Raw genomic sequence first — 17,655 nt, 5'->3', positions numbered from 1 at the left:
GACTCCGCGTTCGCTAGATCCTGGCCCGAGAGGGAGACGGGATCGGCTCCGGCTCCGGTGTCGGAGCGTCGTCGGGCCCACCCGCCTTGCGCGGCCGCCGCGCCCCCGCCAGCGAGGTGAGGGCCACCCCGCCGACCAGCAGCGCCGCCGCGCACCACCGCAGGGGGCTCACCGACTCGCCCAGCAGCAGCGCGGCCGACGACATCCCGAAGACCGGGACGAGCAGGGTGAACGGGGCCACCGACGAAGCCGGGTGATGACGCAGCAGGAAGCCCCAGGCCCCGAAGCCGAAGACGGTGGTGATCCAGGCGACGTAGACGATGATCCCGACGCCGCTCCAGTCGAGCGCGGCCAGCGCGTCCGCATCGCGGTCCCAGCCCTCCAGGAGGAGGGAGAGACCGAGCAGCGGGAGCACGGGCACGGTCGAGACCCAGACCATGAAGTTGAGGGAGTCGGGCGGCGCGGCCTTGCGGGTCAGTACGTTGGACACACCCCAGCAGGCCGCAGCCGCGATCACCAGGACGAAGGCGAGTACGGGTCCGCTCGCGCCCTCGTCGACCGCGGCCACCCCGATGCCCGCGAGGGCCACCCCCATTCCCAACACCCGTACCTTTCCCGGCCGTTCACCCAGTGCGAGCGCCGCGAAGAGGGCGGTGAAGACTGCCTGGACCTGGAGCACGAGAGAGGAGAGGCCGGCGGGCATTCCGCGGTCCATGCCGATGAAGAGCAGTCCGAACTTCGCCACTCCGAGGACGAGCCCGACACTCACGATCCACTTCCACGCGACCTTGGGCCGGCCCACGAAGAAGACCGCGGGCAGCGCGGCGACCAGGAAGCGCAAGGCAGAGAAGAGCAGCGGCGGGAAGTGCCCGAGGCCGACCTCGATGACAACGAAATTGACACCCCAGACGGCTGCCACCAGGGCGGCCAGGGCGATGTGGAGGGGACGCATGCACCGAGGATCGCCCGCACCGACCATGTAGCACCAGCGCGGATTTCTTCATGGTGGAATTGAGCGTTGCTAATGAATCGCGAGGGCCCGCATCCTGGAGGTTCCGGTGCTCGATCTGTCCCGGCTGCGCGCACTGCACGCCATCTCCGTCCATGGCTCCGTCGCGGGTGCCGCCGCCGCGCTCGGCTACACCCCGTCGGCGGTCTCGCAGCAGATCACCAAGCTGGAGCGGGAGACCCGTACGACCCTCCTCGAACGCCGCGGGCGCGGTGTCGCACTGACCGAGGAGGCGCTCCATCTGGCCGAGACGGCCCAGCAGTTGCTGGCGATCGTGGAGCGCGCGGAGACAACGCTGGAGGAGCGCAGAGGGCTGCCCACGGGGCGGCTGTCGATCGGCGCGTTCGCGTCCGCGGCGCGCGGGCTGCTGCCCGGCGTACTGGCCGGGCTGGACCGGGACCATCCGGTCCTGGACGTCCGGTTGACCGAGGTCGATCCGCATCTCTCGGTCGACCTGGTGGCCAAGGGCGTGATCGATCTGGCGGTCGCGCACGACTGGGACATCGCCCCGCTGCCCGCCCCGGAGGGCGTGGCGCAGGCGGTGATCGGTGACGACCGTTGCGATCTGCTGGTGCCCGAGGGCCATCGGCTCGCCGGGCGGGACGCGGTGCGGCGCGAGGAGCTGGCGAAGGAGCGGTGGATCTGCCAGCCGCCGGGGACGGTCTGCCACGACTGGCTCGTACGGACGCTGCGCGCGGCGGGTTACGAGCCCGACATCCGGCACCAGGCGGAGGAGAACCACACCCAACTGGCCCTGCTCGCCGCCGGTCTCGGGGTCGCGGTGATCCCGCGACTGGGGCGGGGGCCGCTGCCGGCGGGGGTGGTGGCGGTGCCGCTCGATCCCGTACCGGTGCGTCGGCTGTACGCGCTGTGGCGTACGGAGGCGGCCCGGCGGCCCGCGATCACGGCGGCGGTGTCGGCCCTCCAGGCGCACGGGGCCGCGGTGGGGCTGAGGAGGTGAGGGGTCCCGGCAGGCACCCCGGCCCCGCCCCCGATCACCGGACCTGCCCGGATTCGCCCACACCTCCCTGATCACCGGACGGGCTCAAAACGGTCCGGACCCTTGACCGGAAGTTATTTTCTGGATATCCGTGCTCCTTGGAAGTTTCTTTCACCACCCCCTCGTCCCCGAGCACGGCCGAAGGAGCTCACGTGCACCACCGCACCTCCAGACGCACCCTTCTCACCGCCACCGCCGCGACCGCCGCAGCTGCCGTCGCGGGCGGGGTCGTCGCCCCCGGCGCCGTCGCCGCCCAGAGGTCCGCGAGCAGCGGGAACAGCGGCGGGCACCACACCTCAGCCGCCACCACCGAGCGCCTCAAGCGGCTCATCTCCCGGATGACCCTGGAGGAGAAGGTCGGGCAGCTCTTCGTGATGCGGGTGTACGGGCACTCCGCCACCGAGCCCGACCAGGCCGACATCGACGCCAACATGGCGGAGATCGGGGTCCGTACCGCCGCCGAGATGATCGCCAAGTACCACGTCGGCGGGATCATCTACTTCGCCTGGGCGCACAACACCCGCGACCCGCACCAGATCGCCGACCTCTCCAACGGCATCCAGCGCGCCGGCCTCGCCGGCCCCACCCCTCTGCCGCTCCTCGTCTCCACCGACCAGGAGCACGGCATCGTCTGCCGCGTCGGCGAGCCCGCCACCCTGATGCCGGGCGCGATGGCGCTGGGCGCGGGCGGTTCACGCTCCGATGCCCGCAAGGCCGGGCAGATCGCGGGCGCCGAACTGGCCGCGATCGGCATCAACCAGAACTACGCCCCGGACGCCGACGTCAACGTCAACCCGGCCAACCCGGTCATCGGCGTGCGCTCCTTCGGCTCCGACCCGCAGTCCGTGGCCGGGATGGTCGCCGCGCAGGTGAAGGGGTATCAGAGCAGCGGGATCGCCTCGACGGCCAAGCACTTCCCGGGCCACGGCGACACCAGCACCGACAGCCACACCGGTCTGCCCGTCATCCGCCACACCCGGGAGCAGTGGGCACAGCTGGACGAGCCGCCGTTCCGGGCCGCGATCGCCGCGGGCATCGACTCGATCATGACCGCACACATCGTGGTCCCGGCGCTGGACCCCGCGGAGGACCCGGCGACGCTGTCCCGCCCGATCCTCACCGGCATCCTGCGCGAGGAGCTCGGCTACGACGGTGTCGTGGTCACCGACTCGCTCGGCATGGAGGGCGTACGGACCAAGTACGGCGACGAGCGCGTGCCGGTCCTCGCGCTTCAGGCGGGCGTCGACCAGCTGCTCAACCCGCCGAACCTCGGCGTCTCCTGGAACGCCGTCCTGGAGGCCGTGAAGAGCGGTGAGATCAGCGAGGCCAGGATCGAGGAATCGATCCTGCGCATCCTGCGGCTGAAGACGAAGCTCGGACTGTTCGACGACCCGTTCGTCAGCCACAAGGGAGTGGACCGCACCGTCGGGACGCGGGCCCATCTCGCCGCCGCCGACCGGATCGCCGAGCGCACGACCACCCTGCTCGCCAACGACGGCGCGGTGCTGCCGCTCTCCCGCCGCTCCCACAAGAACCTCCTCGTGGTCGGCGCCGACCCCGCCTCCCCGTCCGGCACCACCGGACCGCCGACCACGACCCTGGCCACCGCCTTCGGCGAACTCGGCTACGCGGCGACCGCGCTGTCCACCGGCACCGCCCCCACCAAGGCGAAGATCGCCGAGGCGGTGGCGGCCGCACAGGGCAAGGACGCGGTGATCGTGGGGACGTACAACGTCTCGGCGACCAGCTCGCAGCGCACCCTGGTGAGCGCGCTGGCGGCGACCGGCATCCCGGTGATCACGGTCGCGATCCGCAATCCGTACGACATCGCCCAGCTGTCCGGGACCGGGTTCGCGGCGAACCTGGCCACGTACTCCTGGACCGATGTCGAACTGCGGGCCGCCGCCCGGGTGATCGCGGGCCGCGCCGAACCGGAGGGCACCCTGCCGGTACCGGTGCAGCGCGCGGACGATCCGGCGCAGGTGCTGCACCCGGTCGGTTACGGGCTGACGTACTGACTACCGGGAACCGGGAAGGGGCTGTGCACACGCACAGCCCCTTCCTTCGCACGAGGACCGCTTCACGAGGCCCCCTTCGCGAGGACTGCTTACGGCCGCAGCCCGCGCTCGTTCATCACGTCCCGCTTGTCGAGCCGTTCGTCGAACTTCGCGAGCGGCTTCGCCTTCGCCGGGTCGTCCTGCACGGCGGCCGGGGCGACGCCCGCCCAGCGCAGGATGGCCGCGGTGGCCTTCGCCTTGTCGTCGTCGGCGAGCCCGGCCACGTTGGAGCCGTGGTTGCCGCCGGCCACGGTCATGACATAGCTGTCACGGGCGCCCGCACCGAGCCGGAAGCGCTCCGCGCCCCACGGGTCGTTCTGCCCGTACACGTACAGCATGTGGTTGGCGTGGTGCTTCACCCAGCTGTCGACATCGCGCATCACCGACGGCTGGAACTTCATCGGGATGGAGCGCGGCACGAAGGTGCGCGGCGGCTGGTATCCGTACCGGCTCAGCTTGCCGAGCCACGGCTGCTCGATGTCCGGCGAGCCGAGCTGGGTGCCCGCCTGGTAGTAGTACGGGGTGTACCTCTCCAGGCCCTGGTCGGCGTAGGCGGAGAAGCCGGAGATCGAGTCGATCGAGTCCCAGATCGCCTGGTCGGGGGCGGTCTTGGCGTCGGCCGGGATGGTGTCGCAGTCGGACAGCAGGCTGTACTGCCAGAACGCCCAGACGTAGTCCATGACGACGGCTTCGTACGCCTTGTCGAGCGAGCCGGTGGTGTTGAAGGTGTAGCCGTTCTCGGCGGCGTACTCCTCGTACTTCTTCTCCAGCGGTTCGCGGCGGATCAGCGCCTCGCGCTGCACCCCGTTCAGCTTGTCGCGGCACTCCTTGGTGCCGACGTTCTCGAAGAACTGGTCGTACGCCGAGTCCTCCTTGTTGACCACGTCGTTGGGCGCGACATACGCGACGACGCCGTCCATGTCCTCGGGGTAGAAGCGCTCGAAGTACGTGGCGGTCATGCCGCCCTTGGAGCCGCCGGTGGTCAGCCAGTTCTTGGTGTAGATCTGCTTCAGCGCGGTGAAGACGCGGTGCTGGTCACTGGCGGCCTGCCAGATGTCGAGCTTGGACCAGTCGGCGGGCGCCGGGCGGGACGGGGTGAAGAACCGATACTCCAGGGAGACCTGGTTGCCGTCGATGATCCGGGTCGGCTCGGAGCGGCTGGGGTTCGTGGAGACGTTGTAGCCGCTGGTGTAGAAGACCGTCGGGCGGGACGTGTCCTTGTGCAGCAGGGTGATCCGCTGCTGGAACGTGCCCTTGGACGGATGCCGGTGATCGATCGGCTGGGTGTACCCGAGGACGAAGTAGCGGTAGCCCGCGTACGGCTTCTCCTCGATGAGACTCATTCCCGGGATGGCCAGGATGCGGTCCTTGATGTCCGTGCTCGTGCCGCTGTCACTGCCGGCCGTGCTCGGGAACGCGGCCGGTTCCGCGGCGGTGGCCGCCCCGGCCGAGGCACCCGTCGCACTCACCGTGCCGATGAGCACCGCGAGCGACAGAAACCCTCTGAGCGCCTTGCGCATACACCCTCCCCATGATTCACAACAGACGTCGTGAACCTAGCGGGGCAACACCTGCACCGCCAGACCCTGTTGGCACGGAGCGGCGACGAGCCGCCGCCGTCAGCAGAGAATCCAGTCCGTGGAGCCGGACTTTCCCGAGATCGTGGCCGAGGCCCGGACACATCGGTTCAGCGCGTGGACGGTCACCGGGCCCGCCTGCCGGGTGTATCTGCCGTTGTCGACGACGGGGCTGCCGCCGCGCGCCTGGATGCGCACGGACATCGTGCGGCGCGGGCCCGGCTTCTTCGCGACCGCGACCGCGCAGGCGTAGGAGCGGCTCTTGTAGACGCGCAGCTCGCCGGTCTTGAACTCGACCGTCTTCGCGGGCCGCCCGGCGCAGGCCGTTGCGGCGTCGGCGCTGCTCGCCGCACTGCCGCCGAGCACCAGACCGACGGCGGCCACCAGCGGCAGGACGAACAGGCGCGCAAGCATCCGGCACCCCCGGCCGCTTCCGTCCCCGCCGACCCCTCCGGCCTTTCCGGTCCCTCTGATCACCAGCAGCCCCATCGTCCGATCGAACATTTACGCCCTTGCTCGGCACTTACGCGTACGTGCGTACGACGCAGGAGGCCATCCGGAGGTTGCACCCGGCGTGCTCCGCCTCCGGAGCAACCAAATCGCCACAGCATGGCTCCAACAGGGCAGAGCCATACGAAAGGCAGGAACTGCCATGCTCCAACTCCTTGACTCACAGAGCCCCCGCGGCCGGCGCACCATCGGCCGGACGCTGCTCGCCACCGCTCTCCTCACCGTCGTCGCCGCGGTCCCGGCCGCCGCGGCCGCCCCGCAGGCCCCGGTGGCAGCGGCGCCGGTACGCAGCGACGCCGGCACCCCGGCCTTCCAGCAGGTTGCCCACTTCTACGCCGCCTACATCGATGCCGTCACGGTGGAGGGAGGCGGCAAGCTCGCCACCGCCCTCAGGTCGTTCTACCTGACGCCCCACCTGCGCACCCAGCTGAAAACGTGGGAGGAGCGCAACCACGCGGACGGTGTGCTCCGCGCCCAGAACACCCCGCTCGCCTTCCGGATCACCTCCGGCGACAGCGGCGCGGGCCACACCTGGTCCAAGGTGCGGCTCACCTGGAGCAACGGCAAGCACCCCACGTACTCGTATCTGACCGTGCGGTCGGACCTGCAGACCGGCAAGATCTCCGGCATCGGCAAGTGAACCGGTGGACGGGCCCGGCTCTCACACCCCTGCGGGCTCGTCCTCCCCTATGAAGGTGCGCCACAGCACGGCGTAGTGCCCTTCCCGGGCGAGGAGTTCCTCGTGCGTGCCGTCCTCGACGACCCGGCCGTGGTCCATCACCACGACCCGGTCGGCGCGGGCGGCGGTCGTCAGCCGGTGGGCGACGACGAGGGTGGTGCGGCGGCCGGTGAGCCGGTCGGTCGCCTGGTTGACCAGGGCTTCGCTGGCCAGGTCGAGGGAGGCGGTCGCCTCGTCGAGCAGCAGGACGTCCGGGTCGACGAGTTCGGCGCGGGCGAGAGCGATCAGCTGGCGCTGACCGGCCGAGAGGTTACGGCCCCGCTCGGCGACCTCGTGCAGATAGCCACCGTCCAGGGTGGCGATCATGTCGTGGGCGCCGACCGACCGCGCCGCCGCCTCCACCTCGGCGTCCGTGGCCTCGGGCCGCCCGTACGCGATGGCGTCGCGGACCGTACCGGCGAAGAGGTAGGCCTCCTGCGGTACGACTCCGAGCCGGTGCCGGTACGCGGTGAGGTCGAGGCGGCGCAGATCGGTGCCGTCCGCCGTGACCCGGCCGCCCGTCGGGTCGTAGAACCGGGCGACGAGCTTGACGAGGGTGGACTTCCCGGCGCCGGTCTCGCCGACGAACGCGACCGTCTGACCGGCCGGTATCCGCAGGTCGACACCGATGAGGGCTTCCTCGGCGCCGTCGCCGGAGCCGTATGCGAAGGACACGTCCTCGAAGGCGATCTCGCCGCGCAGCGACAGCACGTCCAGCGGTTCGTCCGGGGCGTCGGTGGAGGTCGGCTCCCGCAGGAGTTCCTGGATACGGCCGAGGGAGACGGTGGCCTGCTGGTACCCGTCGAAGACCTGCGAGAGCTGCTGCACCGGGGCGAAGAACAGGTCGATGTAGAGGAGGTACGCGACCAGTGCACCGGTGGTGAGCGTGCCGTTGTCCACCCGGCCCGCGCCCACGATCAGTACGGCCGCCGCGGCCACCGACGACAGGAGCTGCACGAACGGGAAGTAGACCGATATCAGCCACTGACCGCGGACCCTGGCCTCGCGGTAGTGGTCGCTGCGCCCCGCGAACCGGTCCGCGCCGTCGCGCTCGCGGCGGAACGCCTGCACGATCCGCAGCCCGGAGACGGACTCCTGGAGGTCGGCGTTGACGACGCTGATGCGTTCCCGGGCCAGCTCGTACGCCTTGACGCTCTTGCGGCGGAAGAAGAACGTACCGATGACCAGCACCGGCAGCGTCGCGAAGACGACGAGGGCCAGCTCCACGTCGAGCACCAGCAGCGCGACCATGATGCCGAAGAAGGTGACGACGGAGACGAAAGCCGTGACCAGACCGGTCTGCAGGAACGTCGACAGCGCGTCCACGTCCGTCGTCATCCGGGTCATGATGCGACCGGTCAGCTCGCGTTCGTAGTAGTCCAGGCCGAGCCGCTGGAGCTGCGCGAAGATCTTCAGCCGCAGTGAGTACAGCACCCGCTCACCGGTGCGGCCCGTCATCCGGGTCTCGCCGATCTGGGCCGCCCACTGCACGAGCACGACCACCAGGGCCAGCGCGGAAGCCGCCCAGACGGCACCGAGGGCGAGCTGTGAGACACCCTGGTCGATGCCGTGCCGGATCAGTACGGGCAGCAGGAGTCCGGCGCCCGCGTCCACCGCCACCAGCGCCAGGCTCACCAGGAGCGGCAGACCGAAGCCGCGCAGCAGCCTGCGCAGCCCGTACGACTCCTCGGCGTGGACGGCCCGCGCCTCGTCGATGTCGGGTGTGTCGGTGGCGGGCGGCAGGGCCTCGACCTGGGCGAGCAGCTCGGGCGTCGCGGGCATGCCCGCCGCACCGGTGTCGCGCGGCTCCTCCTTGCGGATCCACAGGTGGGGACTGATGCCTTGCTCGGCGTCGAACTCGGCGTCCAGTTCTTCCTGGAGCGCCCGGTCGTCCTCGGGGGTCGTGTCGGCGGCGGTGGTCGGCCGCTGGTGTCCGGGTGAGGTGCCGCCCAGCTCGTCCGGGTCGGTGAGCAGCCGCCGGTAGAGCGCGGAGCGGCGCTCCAGCTCCTCGTGCGTGCCGATGTCGGCGAGCCTGCCGTGCTCCAGGACGGCGATCCGGTCGGCGAGGCCGAGGGTGGAGCGGCGGTGGGCGATCAGGAGGGTCGTCCGCCCTGCCATCACCTGCCGCAGCGCCTCGTGGATCTCGTGCTCGACGCGGGCGTCGACAGCGGAGGTGGCGTCGTCGAGGAGGAGCAGGCGGGGGTCGGTGAGGATGGCGCGGGCGAGCGCGACGCGCTGGCGCTGGCCGCCGGAGAGGGTGAGTCCGTGCTCGCCGACCTTGGTGTCGTAGCCCTCGGGCAGCTCCGCGATGAACCGGTCGGCCTGGGCGGCGCGGGCCGCTTCCTCGATCTGTTCCTGGGTGGCGTCCGGGAATCCGTAGGCGATGTTGGCACGGACGGTGTCGGAGAACAGGAAGCTGTCCTCCGGCACGAGACCGATGGCGGCGCGCAGGGACTGCTGGGTCAGTTCGCGGACGTCGTGCCCGCCGACCAGGACGGCGCCGTGCGTCACGTCGTAGAAGCGGGGCAGCAGCAGCGAGACGGTGGACTTCCCGCTGCCGGACGCGCCGACGACGGCGACGGTCTCACCGGGCTCGATGGTCAGCGAGAAGCCGTCGAGGACGGGGCGCTCCTCGTCGTAGCCGAACCGTACGTCGTCGAACTCGACGCTCGCGGGGGCGTCGGCCGGGAGTTCCTTGGTGCCGTCCTTCATGGTCGGCTCGGTGTCGATCAGTTCCAGTACGCGCTCGACGCCTGCCCGGGCCTGCTGCCCGACGGTGAGGACCATGGCGAGCATCCGGACCGGGCCGACGAGCTGGGCGAGGTAGCTGGAGAACGCGACGAACGTGCCGAGGGTGATCTCGCCCCGGGTGGCGAGCCAGCCGCCGAGGGCCAGCATCGCGACCTGCCCGAGCGCGGGGACGGCCTGGAGGGCGGGAGTGTAACGGGAGTTCAGCCGGATGGTCCGCAGCCGTCCGGCGAAGAGCCTGCGCCCGACCTCGCGCAGCTTGCCGGTCTCCTGCTCCTCCTGCCCGAACCCCTTGACGACCCGGACCCCGGAGACGGCCCCGTCGACGACTCCGGCGACGGCGGCGGCCTGCCCCTGGGCGTACCAGGTGGCGGGGAAGAGCCGGGCGCGGGAGTGGCGGGCGATGAACCAGAGGGCGGGGGCGACCGCGATCGCGATCAGGGTGAGCAGCGGCGAGAGCCACGCCATGATCACCAGGGAGATGATGAAGAGCAGCACGTTCCCGATGGTCATCGGGAGCATGAACAGGAGCCCCTGGATCAGCTGGAGGTCGCTGGTGGCGCGCCCGACGACCTGTCCGGTGGACAGCTCGTCCTGCCGCTTCCCGTCCAGGCGGGTGATCGTCCCGTACATCTCGGTACGCAGGTCGTGCTGTACGTCGAGGGCGAGCCGGCCGCCGTAGTAGCGGCGGATGTACGTGGACATGTACACCAGCACGGCGGCGACCACGAGGAGTCCGGTCCACACGGCCAGGGAACGCGTGTGGTCGCCGACGACGTCGTCGATGATCACCTTGGTGATCAGCGGGACGAGGGCCATCACCGCCATGCCGGCCAGCGACGAGCCGAGCGCCAGCAGCACATTGCGCCGGTAGCGCCATGCGTAGCCGATCAGCCGCCGAGCCCAGCCCGGGGCCTGCGCCGCGCCCTCTGCGTCCCCTGCGTCCGTCACCGGTGCCTCCCGTTCGACCTGGTCTACCGCAAGGCACCAACGCGGTGGGCAGCGGATTTCATCCCGCTGTTACAAAAGACGGGTCCGTGGTCGTAGGCCGGTGCGACGTCCTGCCTACGACCTGCGTACGCCGTCCGCTGCCCGGCTACGACCGCGGCGTCGCGGTGAGCATCCGTACCGCCGGTGCCTCCGGTACCGCGGGCACCGCTTCCTGCGGGGCGGCGGGCGGGGCGACGGTGGACTTGGTGGCGACGGCCGGGTTGAGGTCCTTGTGCACGGCGCGGGCGACGGCCTGAATGGTGTTGATGCCGTCGTTCATCGTCTTGTTGTCCTGGGTGAGCACGGTGATCGCGTAGTCGTGCCCCTTGCCCGTGAAGGCGCCGATGCTGTGCACCCGCCAGCCGTGGGTGGCGCGCGGCAGCCAGCCGTTCTTGACCTGGACGGTCACGCCGGACGGCGCACCGGCGGGCGTGCCCCAGCGCTGCGAGGAGACCACCTTGCGCATCAGGCCCAGCTCGTAGGAGCGCGCGTTGTCGCTCAGCACGGAGTTCTTGGTGGTCAGCAGGGTCAGCAGCCGCTGCTCGTCCTGGGCGGTGATCTGGGTCAGCCCCCAGTAGCCGCCGGAGCCGGGCACGGTGTGCGTCATCCCGGCGGCCTTCAGGAACGCCTTGACCTTGGTCACCCCGAGCTGCTTCCACAGGCTGGTGGTCGCGTCGTTGTCGGACTTGGTGATCATGGCGGTGGTGAGGTTGATCTCGCGCTGGGTGAGATAGCGGTTGTGCTTCTTGTTGTCCCAGAGCAGCGTCGCCAGCACGGTCGCCTTCACGACGCTGGCGGAGTCGTACTTCGTCGTCGCCCGCAAGGAGCACGTCGTCTTGGTGGTCCGGTCGTAGAGCGCCACGGCCGTCGTCGACGTCCGGCCCTTGAGTGCGGCGGTGATGTCCTTGGACAGCTTGGCGGCCAGCCCTGCCTTACCGGATGTGCAGCTCACCGTCGGCGTCGCGGCGACGGCGGGCGAGGCGCCGAGCGCCACGGGTGCGAGCACGCCTGCGGCGAGCGCGACGGACAGCGCGCCCCGCGCACGGCGGAATATACGAGGCTGTTCTTTCATGCGGTGCGTCCCCCTGAGTGGATCCGTACGGTGCGCCCCCGGCACACCCGTCAGTAACGACTCGCGACCGGCCAAAAAGTTGCGCGCCGCGAACTGTGCGGTTCCTCACCGGTTGCGCGCGGGTATCGATGACCCGGTGCAGTCAGGCACGGTGACGAGGGGGAACGCATGACGAGCGGTCAGCCGGTCCGGCACGCTGAGGCGTACCGCTGCGGCCGGCTCTACGCGGCGATCGCGGCGCTGCAGAGGCTCGCGCAGAACGAGCACCACAAACTGGGACGACCGGAGAGCGTGGCGAGGGCCGCGGCGCGGCCGGAGCCCATTCTCAGAGACCCTCTGCGAGAGGTCGGCCACTACTTGGTACAGGCGCGGATACGCGGCCAAGGGGCGGCGGCCGACCCGGTCTTCCGGTCGATCCCCGACTTCCTGCCGCCGGCCAAGGACGTGCCCAGCAGACTCGAGGACGACGAGCGGCTGGATTTCCACCGGGGCCTGGAGGATCAAGCGGCACTCATCGCGAAGGAACACCCGCCGAAGAAATGAGCCCACCCGTGTGTCCGGGACGACCGGGCACACGGGTGGGCAGCGGGCCGGCGCCCTACGGATGCGTCACAGATGCGTCGGCTCGAACATCCTCAGCAGGGCCGGAAGCACGACCACCGAAGGACCCGGCTCCGCGAAGGACTTCGCCAGGTCGCCGGCGAGCGACTCGGGGGTCGTACGGACCGCCGGGACGCCGAAGGACTCGGCGAGGGCGACGAAGTCGGGGCGGGAGAGTTCCGTCGCCGTGGCCTCGCCGAAGGCGCCCGTCATGTATTCGCGCAGGATGCCGTAGCCGCCGTCGTCGACGATCAGCCAGGTGACCGGGAGGTCGTACTGGCGGGCCGTGGCCAGTTCCGCGATCGAGTACATCGCGCCGCCGTCGCCGGAGACCGCCAGGACCGGCTTCGTACGGTCGGCCGCCGCCGCGCCGAGCGCGGCCGGGAAGCCGTAGCCGAGACCGCCCGCGCCCTGGGCCGAGTGCATGGTGTTCGGGTGGCGGGCGTCGAAGGCTGACCACGCCCAGTAGGCGAGGATCGTCATGTCCCAGAAGCTCGGGGACGTGTCGGGCAGCGCCTGGCGGACCGAGGCGATGAGCTGCTGCTCCAGGGTGAGTTCCTGGCCTGCGATCCTGTCCCGTACCGCTTCGAGCACCGTACGGACCCGGTCCGGCGCCGACGGGTCCTCGCGGCGGTCGACCGCGTCGAGGAGGTCGGCCAGGGCTTCGCGGGCGTCGGCGTGGATGCCGAGTGCGGGGTGGTTGGACTCCAGCTTGCCGGCGTCGGCCTCGATCTGGATGACGCGACCGCGCGGGGCGAACGTGTGGTAGTTCGAGGAGAGTTCACCGAGTCCGGAGCCGATGACCAGCAGCACGTCGGCGGACTCCAGGAAGTCCGTCGTGTGGCGGTCCTCCAGCCAGGACTGGAGCGAGAGCGGGTGCTCCCACGGGAAGGCGCCCTTGCCGCCGAAGGTGGTGACGACCGGGGCGTCGAGCTTCTCCGCGAGCGCGAGCAGCTTGCCGGAAGCGTCGGACCGTACGACTCCGCCGCCCGCGATGATCGCCGGGCGCTCGGCCTTCGACAGCAGGTGCGCAGCCACGGCGGTCAGTTCGGGGCGGGGGTGCAGGACGGACGGGGTGGCGTCCATCGCCGTGACGACGGGGAGCGTGGTCTCGGCGAGGAGTACGTCCTGCGGGATCTCGACCCAGACCGGGCCGTGCGGGGCCGTGAGCGCGGACTCCCAGGCGTCGGCGATCGCCGACGGGATCTGGGAGGCCGTACGGACGGTGTGGACCGACTTCACGACGTCGCGGAACGACGCCTTCTGGTCCCTCAGTTCGTGCAGGTAGCCGTGGCGTCCGCCGCCCAGACCCGCGGTCGGGATCTGGCTGGAGATGGCCAGCACGGGAGCGGAGGCCGCCGCCGCCTCCTGGAGCGCGGCGAGGGAGGTGAGGGCACCCGGCCCGGTGGAGAGCAGCAGAGGCGCCACTTCCCCGGTGATCCGGCCGTACGCGTCGGCGGCGAAGCCGGCGTTGTTCTCGACGCGCAGCCCGACGTACGCGAGGGAGGAGCGGCGCAGCGCGTCGAACATGCCCAGCGCGTGCTGGCCGGGCAGGCCGAAGACGGTGGTCGCGCCGAGGCCCTGGAGGGTCTCGACGACGAGGTCGCCGCCGTTGCGTCCGGCAGGGGGGTTCAGGGCGGCCGCGATCTGCTCGGGGGTGAGCCGCGGGCGCTCGTCGTGGTGGTCGTGGCTCACTTCGTACGGGCCTCTGCGATCTGGCGGGACATGATCGTCGTCAGTTCGTACGCGGTGTGGGAGGCGGCGACGGAGGTGATCTCGGCGTGGTCGTACGCGGGGGCGACCTCGACCAGGTCGGCGGAGACCAGGTTGCAGGAGGACAGCCCGCGGACGATCTCCAGGAGTTCGCGGGAGGTCAGACCGCCGGCCTCGGGGGTGCCGGTGCCGGGGGCGTGAGCCGGGTCCAGGACGTCGATGTCGATGGAGATGTAGAGCGGCCGGTCGCCGATGCGCTGGCGCAGCTGGTCGGCGACCTCGTCGACACCGCGGCGCATGACGTCGGCGGAGGTGACGATGCCGAAGCCCATCTTCGCGTCGTCGTCCAGGTCCTGCTTGCCGTAGAGCGGGCCGCGGGTGCCGACGTGGGAGAGGGCGGAGGTGTCGAGGATGCCCTCCTCGACGGCCCGGCGGAACGGGGTTCCGTGGGTGTACTCGGCACCGAAGTAGGTGTCCCAGGTGTCGAGGTGTGCGTCGAAGTGGAGCAGGGCGACCGGGCCGTGCTTCTTCGCGACGGAACGCAGCAGCGGCAGCGCGATGGTGTGGTCGCCGCCGAGCGTCATCAGGCGGGCGCCGGTGGACAGGAGGTCGTCGGCGGCGGCCTCGATCGTCTCGACGGCCTCGTTGATGTTGAACGGGTTCGCGGCGATGTCGCCGGCGTCGGCGACCTGCGCGAGGGCGAACGGCGAGGCGTCCTGCGCCGGGTTGTACGGGCGCAGCAGGCGCGACGCCTCACGGATCGCGTTGCCGCCGAAGCGGGCACCGGGACGGTAGGAGACCCCCGTGTCGAAGGGCACGCCGACGACGGCGACATCGGCGGCGGTGACCTCGTCGAGGCGGGGCAGCCGGGCGAACGTCGCGGGTCCGGCGTACCGCGGGACGCGGGAGGAGTCGATCGGACCGCGCGGCGATTCGTTGCTGCTCATGGGGGGTGCCTTTCTTCGGGCGATACGAGTGGTACACGCTTCGTGGGCGTTCATACGGTATTCAGTGTGCTGGGTGCGGTGGAGTGCGGGCCCACCGCAACGGGTTACGTCCTCAATCGCCGGACGGGCCAGAAAATCAAGCCCGTCCGGCGATTGAGGACAGGTATTAGACGGTGACCGGGTCCGGGGCAGACTCCGTGGGCTCGGAGCCCTTCCCCGCCAGCCGCTCGCGCCAAGCGGTAAGCACTGCCGCGTCGGTCGGCTTCGTGGCCAGCGAGACGATCACGTACACCACGAGCGAGGACAGCAGGCCGTAGTAGACCGGTTCGTTGGCGAGGATTCCGTACGACGCCATCAGGCCGATCACCGCGAGGCCACCGACGGCCACCGAGGCCAGCGCACCGGCCGCCGTGCCCCGGCGCCACAGCAGACCGCCCAGGATCGGCACCAGCAGCCCGCCGACGAGCAGGTTGTACGCGACGGTCAGGGCCTCGACCACGTTGTTGAGCGCGATGGCGATGGCGATGACGGCGACACCCATGATGAGGATGAAGGCCCGGTTGCCCTTCACCTCGTCGTGCTCCTCGCCGCCGCCCCGCGACACCACGCCCCGCAGTCGGGACCAGATGTCGTTGTTGGCGACGGTGGCACAGGCGATCAGCGCACCGGAGGAGGTGGACATCACCGCGGCCAGTGCGGCGGCCAGGACCAGCCCTCGTACGCCGACGGGCAGTTCGTCCTTGACGATGGTGGCGAACGCGGCGTCCGCGCTGGGCAGCTTCGGGTACATGACCTTGGCGGCGGTGCCGATGACGGCGCCGGCGATCGCGTACACGAGACAGTACGTACCGGCGACCGTGCCGCCCCAGCGCGCCGTCCGGTCGCTCTTCGCGGTGAACACCCGCTGCCAGATGTCCTGGCCGATCAGCATGCCGAAGGTGTAGATCAGCACGTACGTGAAGATCGTCTCGCCGCCGATGCCCAGCGGGTCGAAGTACTCGGTGGGCAGCTTGGCCTTCATCTCGCTGAAGCCGCCCGCCTTGATCACCGCGATGGGAAGCAGGAGCAGCAGCACACCGATGGTCTTGACGACGAACTGCACCATGTCGGTGAGCGTGATCGACCACATGCCGCCGAGCGTCGAGTACGCGACGACGATGGCGCCGCCGAGGATGATCGCGACAGTCCGGTTCATGTCGAACAGGACGTCGAAGATGGTGGCGTAGGCGATGGTCGAAGTGACCGCGAGCATCAGCGTGTACGCCCACATGACGACACCGGAGATGAGCCCGGCCCGGCCGCCGTAGCGCAGGTCGAGCATCTCGGAGACGGTGTAGACCTTCAGCCGGGCGATGCGCGCCGAGAAGAAGACGGACAGGGCGAGCAGTCCGAGGCCGATGGTGAAGACCATCCAGGCGCCGGAGAGTCCGTACTGGTACCCGAGGCCGACGCCGCCGATGGTGGAGGCTCCGCCGAGGACGATGGCGGCCATCGTGCCGGAGTACATCCAGGGGCCGAGGCGACGACCCGCCACCAGGAATTCGCTCTTGGACTTGGCGCGGCGCATGCCCCACCAGCCCATGGCGAGCATGCCGGCCAGATAGACGATGATCACCGCGTAGTCGACAGCCATGGGCTTCCTCCGTTTCAGTCATATGCGCACGTCGTATGTGGTGAAGACGGTAGGTGGCCCGCAAGCGACGCTGAAGTGTACGTTTCATCCATAATTGAAATCCTCGATGGATGGATCGTCCATGCCGGAAGCCTCGGCCGGGGTCGCCCCGCCCAGTCCCCCTCCCCTCCCCGCTCCCCCCACGCCGCCGATCCCGCTCACGGAACTGCTCGCCCGTGAGGAGCTCGGGCTGCACCGGATCGCGGGTCCGGCCGAGGCCGACCTGTTGTGGGTGCACACCTCGGAGATGGCCGACCCGTACCCGTATCTGCTCGGCGGTGAGCTGCTGCTGAGCGCCGGGGTGCTGCTCAAGGACCCGGACGCCTATGTGGCCCGGCTGGTGGAGGCGGGGGCGGCGGCACTCGGTTTCGGGGTGACGCCGGTGTTCGACACGGTGCCGCAGGCGCTGATCGAGGCGTGCGACCGGCATGGCCTGCCGCTGGTGGAGGTGCCGCCCGAGGTCCCGTTCACGGCGATCGCGCGGGCGGTGTGGCGGCTGATGGCCGAGGCCCGGCACCGCGAACTGCGCCGGGTGACCCGGGCCCAGCAGGCCCTGGCCACGGCGGCGGCGAGGCCGGACCCGATCCCCGCGGTGCTGCACCAGCTGGCGGCCCAGCTGGAGGGCCGGGCGGTGCTGCTCTCCGCCGACGGCGAGGAGCTGCACGCGGCGGGCCGCCGTCCGGCCCCCGACATCGGGGCGGCACTGACCCGGCTCACCCGGGTGGTCTCCTCCGTGACGCGCCCCGCCCCGACGTCCGCGACCGACACCTTGCGAGAGGCACACCTGTCCGCGTACGCGCTGGGCGGCGGCCAGGGCCTCGTCCTGGCGCTGGCGAGCGACCGGCGCGCGGCGGGCGACCACACCATCGCCGGGGTCGCGGTCGTCCTGCTCTCCCTGCTGGCCGCCCCGCACCAGGGCGCCGACGCGGCGGGCCGGTCGGCCGCGCTGGTACGGATGCTGCTGGGCGCGGACCCGCAGGACGTCGCGCCGCTGCTCGGCGGCACCGAGCAGTGGACGGTGGTGCACGCACGCCGCAGCGGC

The 17,655-nt window shown here is 70.7% G+C and carries 13 protein-coding genes; 5 read left to right on the top strand and 8 right to left on the bottom strand.

Translation table 11 applies throughout. The features are described 5' to 3' along the window. Positions 1-13: 13 nt before the first annotated feature. Positions 14-952, bottom strand: a complete 939-nt coding sequence (locus tag GA0115254_RS34280) for an EamA family transporter (protein ID WP_093899169.1) — start codon at positions 950-952, stop codon at positions 14-16. A gap of 106 nt (positions 953-1,058) precedes the next feature. Between GA0115254_RS34280 and GA0115254_RS34275 the strand changes: the two genes are divergently transcribed. After that, entirely contained in the window at positions 1,059-1,970 is a 912-nt protein-coding gene (locus tag GA0115254_RS34275; protein ID WP_093899163.1) for a LysR family transcriptional regulator, read from the top strand. Positions 1,971-2,161: 191 nt separating this feature from the next. Further along, positions 2,162-4,027: a glycoside hydrolase family 3 protein gene (locus GA0115254_RS34270; protein ID WP_093899162.1), complete on the top strand. Its 1,866-nt coding sequence runs from the start codon at positions 2,162-2,164 to the stop codon at positions 4,025-4,027. 89 nt (positions 4,028-4,116) lie between these two features. Here GA0115254_RS34270 and GA0115254_RS34265 read toward each other — a convergent pair whose 3' ends face one another. Next, positions 4,117-5,586: a S28 family serine protease gene (locus GA0115254_RS34265; RefSeq protein ID WP_093899161.1), complete on the bottom strand. Its 1,470-nt coding sequence runs from the start codon at positions 5,584-5,586 to the stop codon at positions 4,117-4,119. Between the two features lie 99 nt (positions 5,587-5,685). After that, complete coding sequence (locus GA0115254_RS34260; RefSeq protein ID WP_093899160.1) at positions 5,686-6,057, bottom strand: hypothetical protein; 372 nt, start codon at positions 6,055-6,057, stop codon at positions 5,686-5,688. Positions 6,058-6,295: 238 nt separating this feature from the next. Between GA0115254_RS34260 and GA0115254_RS34255 the strand changes: the two genes are divergently transcribed. Further along, positions 6,296-6,793 carry a hypothetical protein gene (locus GA0115254_RS34255; RefSeq protein ID WP_093899159.1) on the top strand — a complete coding sequence of 166 codons (498 nt, stop codon included), beginning with the start codon at positions 6,296-6,298 and terminating at the stop codon, positions 6,791-6,793. A gap of 21 nt (positions 6,794-6,814) precedes the next feature. Here the strand turns inward: GA0115254_RS34255 and GA0115254_RS34250 are convergent, their stop codons facing one another. After that, positions 6,815-10,570 carry an ABC transporter ATP-binding protein gene (locus tag GA0115254_RS34250; protein ID WP_093899158.1) on the bottom strand — a complete coding sequence of 1,252 codons (3,756 nt, stop codon included), beginning with the start codon at positions 10,568-10,570 and terminating at the stop codon, positions 6,815-6,817. Positions 10,571-10,715: 145 nt separating this feature from the next. After that, complete coding sequence (locus GA0115254_RS34245; protein WP_093899157.1) at positions 10,716-11,681, bottom strand: serine hydrolase; 966 nt, start codon at positions 11,679-11,681, stop codon at positions 10,716-10,718. 168 nt (positions 11,682-11,849) lie between these two features. On the opposite strand from GA0115254_RS34245, the gene GA0115254_RS34240 reads away from it, so the two are divergent. Next, the gene (locus tag GA0115254_RS34240; RefSeq protein ID WP_093899156.1) at positions 11,850-12,224 is read left to right on the top strand and encodes a hypothetical protein; all 375 of its coding nucleotides are present in this window, start codon (positions 11,850-11,852) and stop codon (positions 12,222-12,224) included. 66 nt (positions 12,225-12,290) lie between these two features. On the opposite strand, the gene GA0115254_RS34235 is transcribed toward GA0115254_RS34240, so the two are convergent. The 3 genes from GA0115254_RS34235 to GA0115254_RS34225 all read right to left on the bottom strand — a co-directional run bounded on the left by GA0115254_RS34235 (position 12,291) and on the right by GA0115254_RS34225 (position 16,574). Next, positions 12,291-13,976: a thiamine pyrophosphate-binding protein gene (locus GA0115254_RS34235; protein WP_093899155.1), complete on the bottom strand. Its 1,686-nt coding sequence runs from the start codon at positions 13,974-13,976 to the stop codon at positions 12,291-12,293. Next, positions 13,973-14,941, bottom strand: a complete 969-nt coding sequence (gene speB, locus GA0115254_RS34230) for an agmatinase (RefSeq protein WP_093899154.1) — start codon at positions 14,939-14,941, stop codon at positions 13,973-13,975. Before speB ends, GA0115254_RS34235 begins: the two co-directional genes overlap by 4 nt. Before the next feature lie 166 nt (positions 14,942-15,107). Then, complete coding sequence (locus GA0115254_RS34225) at positions 15,108-16,574, bottom strand: sodium:solute symporter family protein (RefSeq protein ID WP_093899153.1); 1,467 nt, start codon at positions 16,572-16,574, stop codon at positions 15,108-15,110. A 121-nt stretch (positions 16,575-16,695) separates the two neighbouring features. Between GA0115254_RS34225 and GA0115254_RS34220 the strand changes: the two genes are divergently transcribed. After that, positions 16,696-17,655 (top strand): PucR family transcriptional regulator ligand-binding domain-containing protein (locus GA0115254_RS34220; RefSeq protein ID WP_256102918.1); only part of this gene is annotated, 960 nt, incomplete at its 3' end.

Origin of the sequence: Streptomyces sp. Ncost-T10-10d (assembly GCF_900091955.1) — a bacterium.
GTDB lineage: Bacteria > Actinomycetota > Actinomycetes > Streptomycetales > Streptomycetaceae > Streptomyces.
The sequence above is the reverse complement of the archived record's forward strand: the minus strand, read 5'-3'. Positions and strand labels throughout refer to the sequence as shown.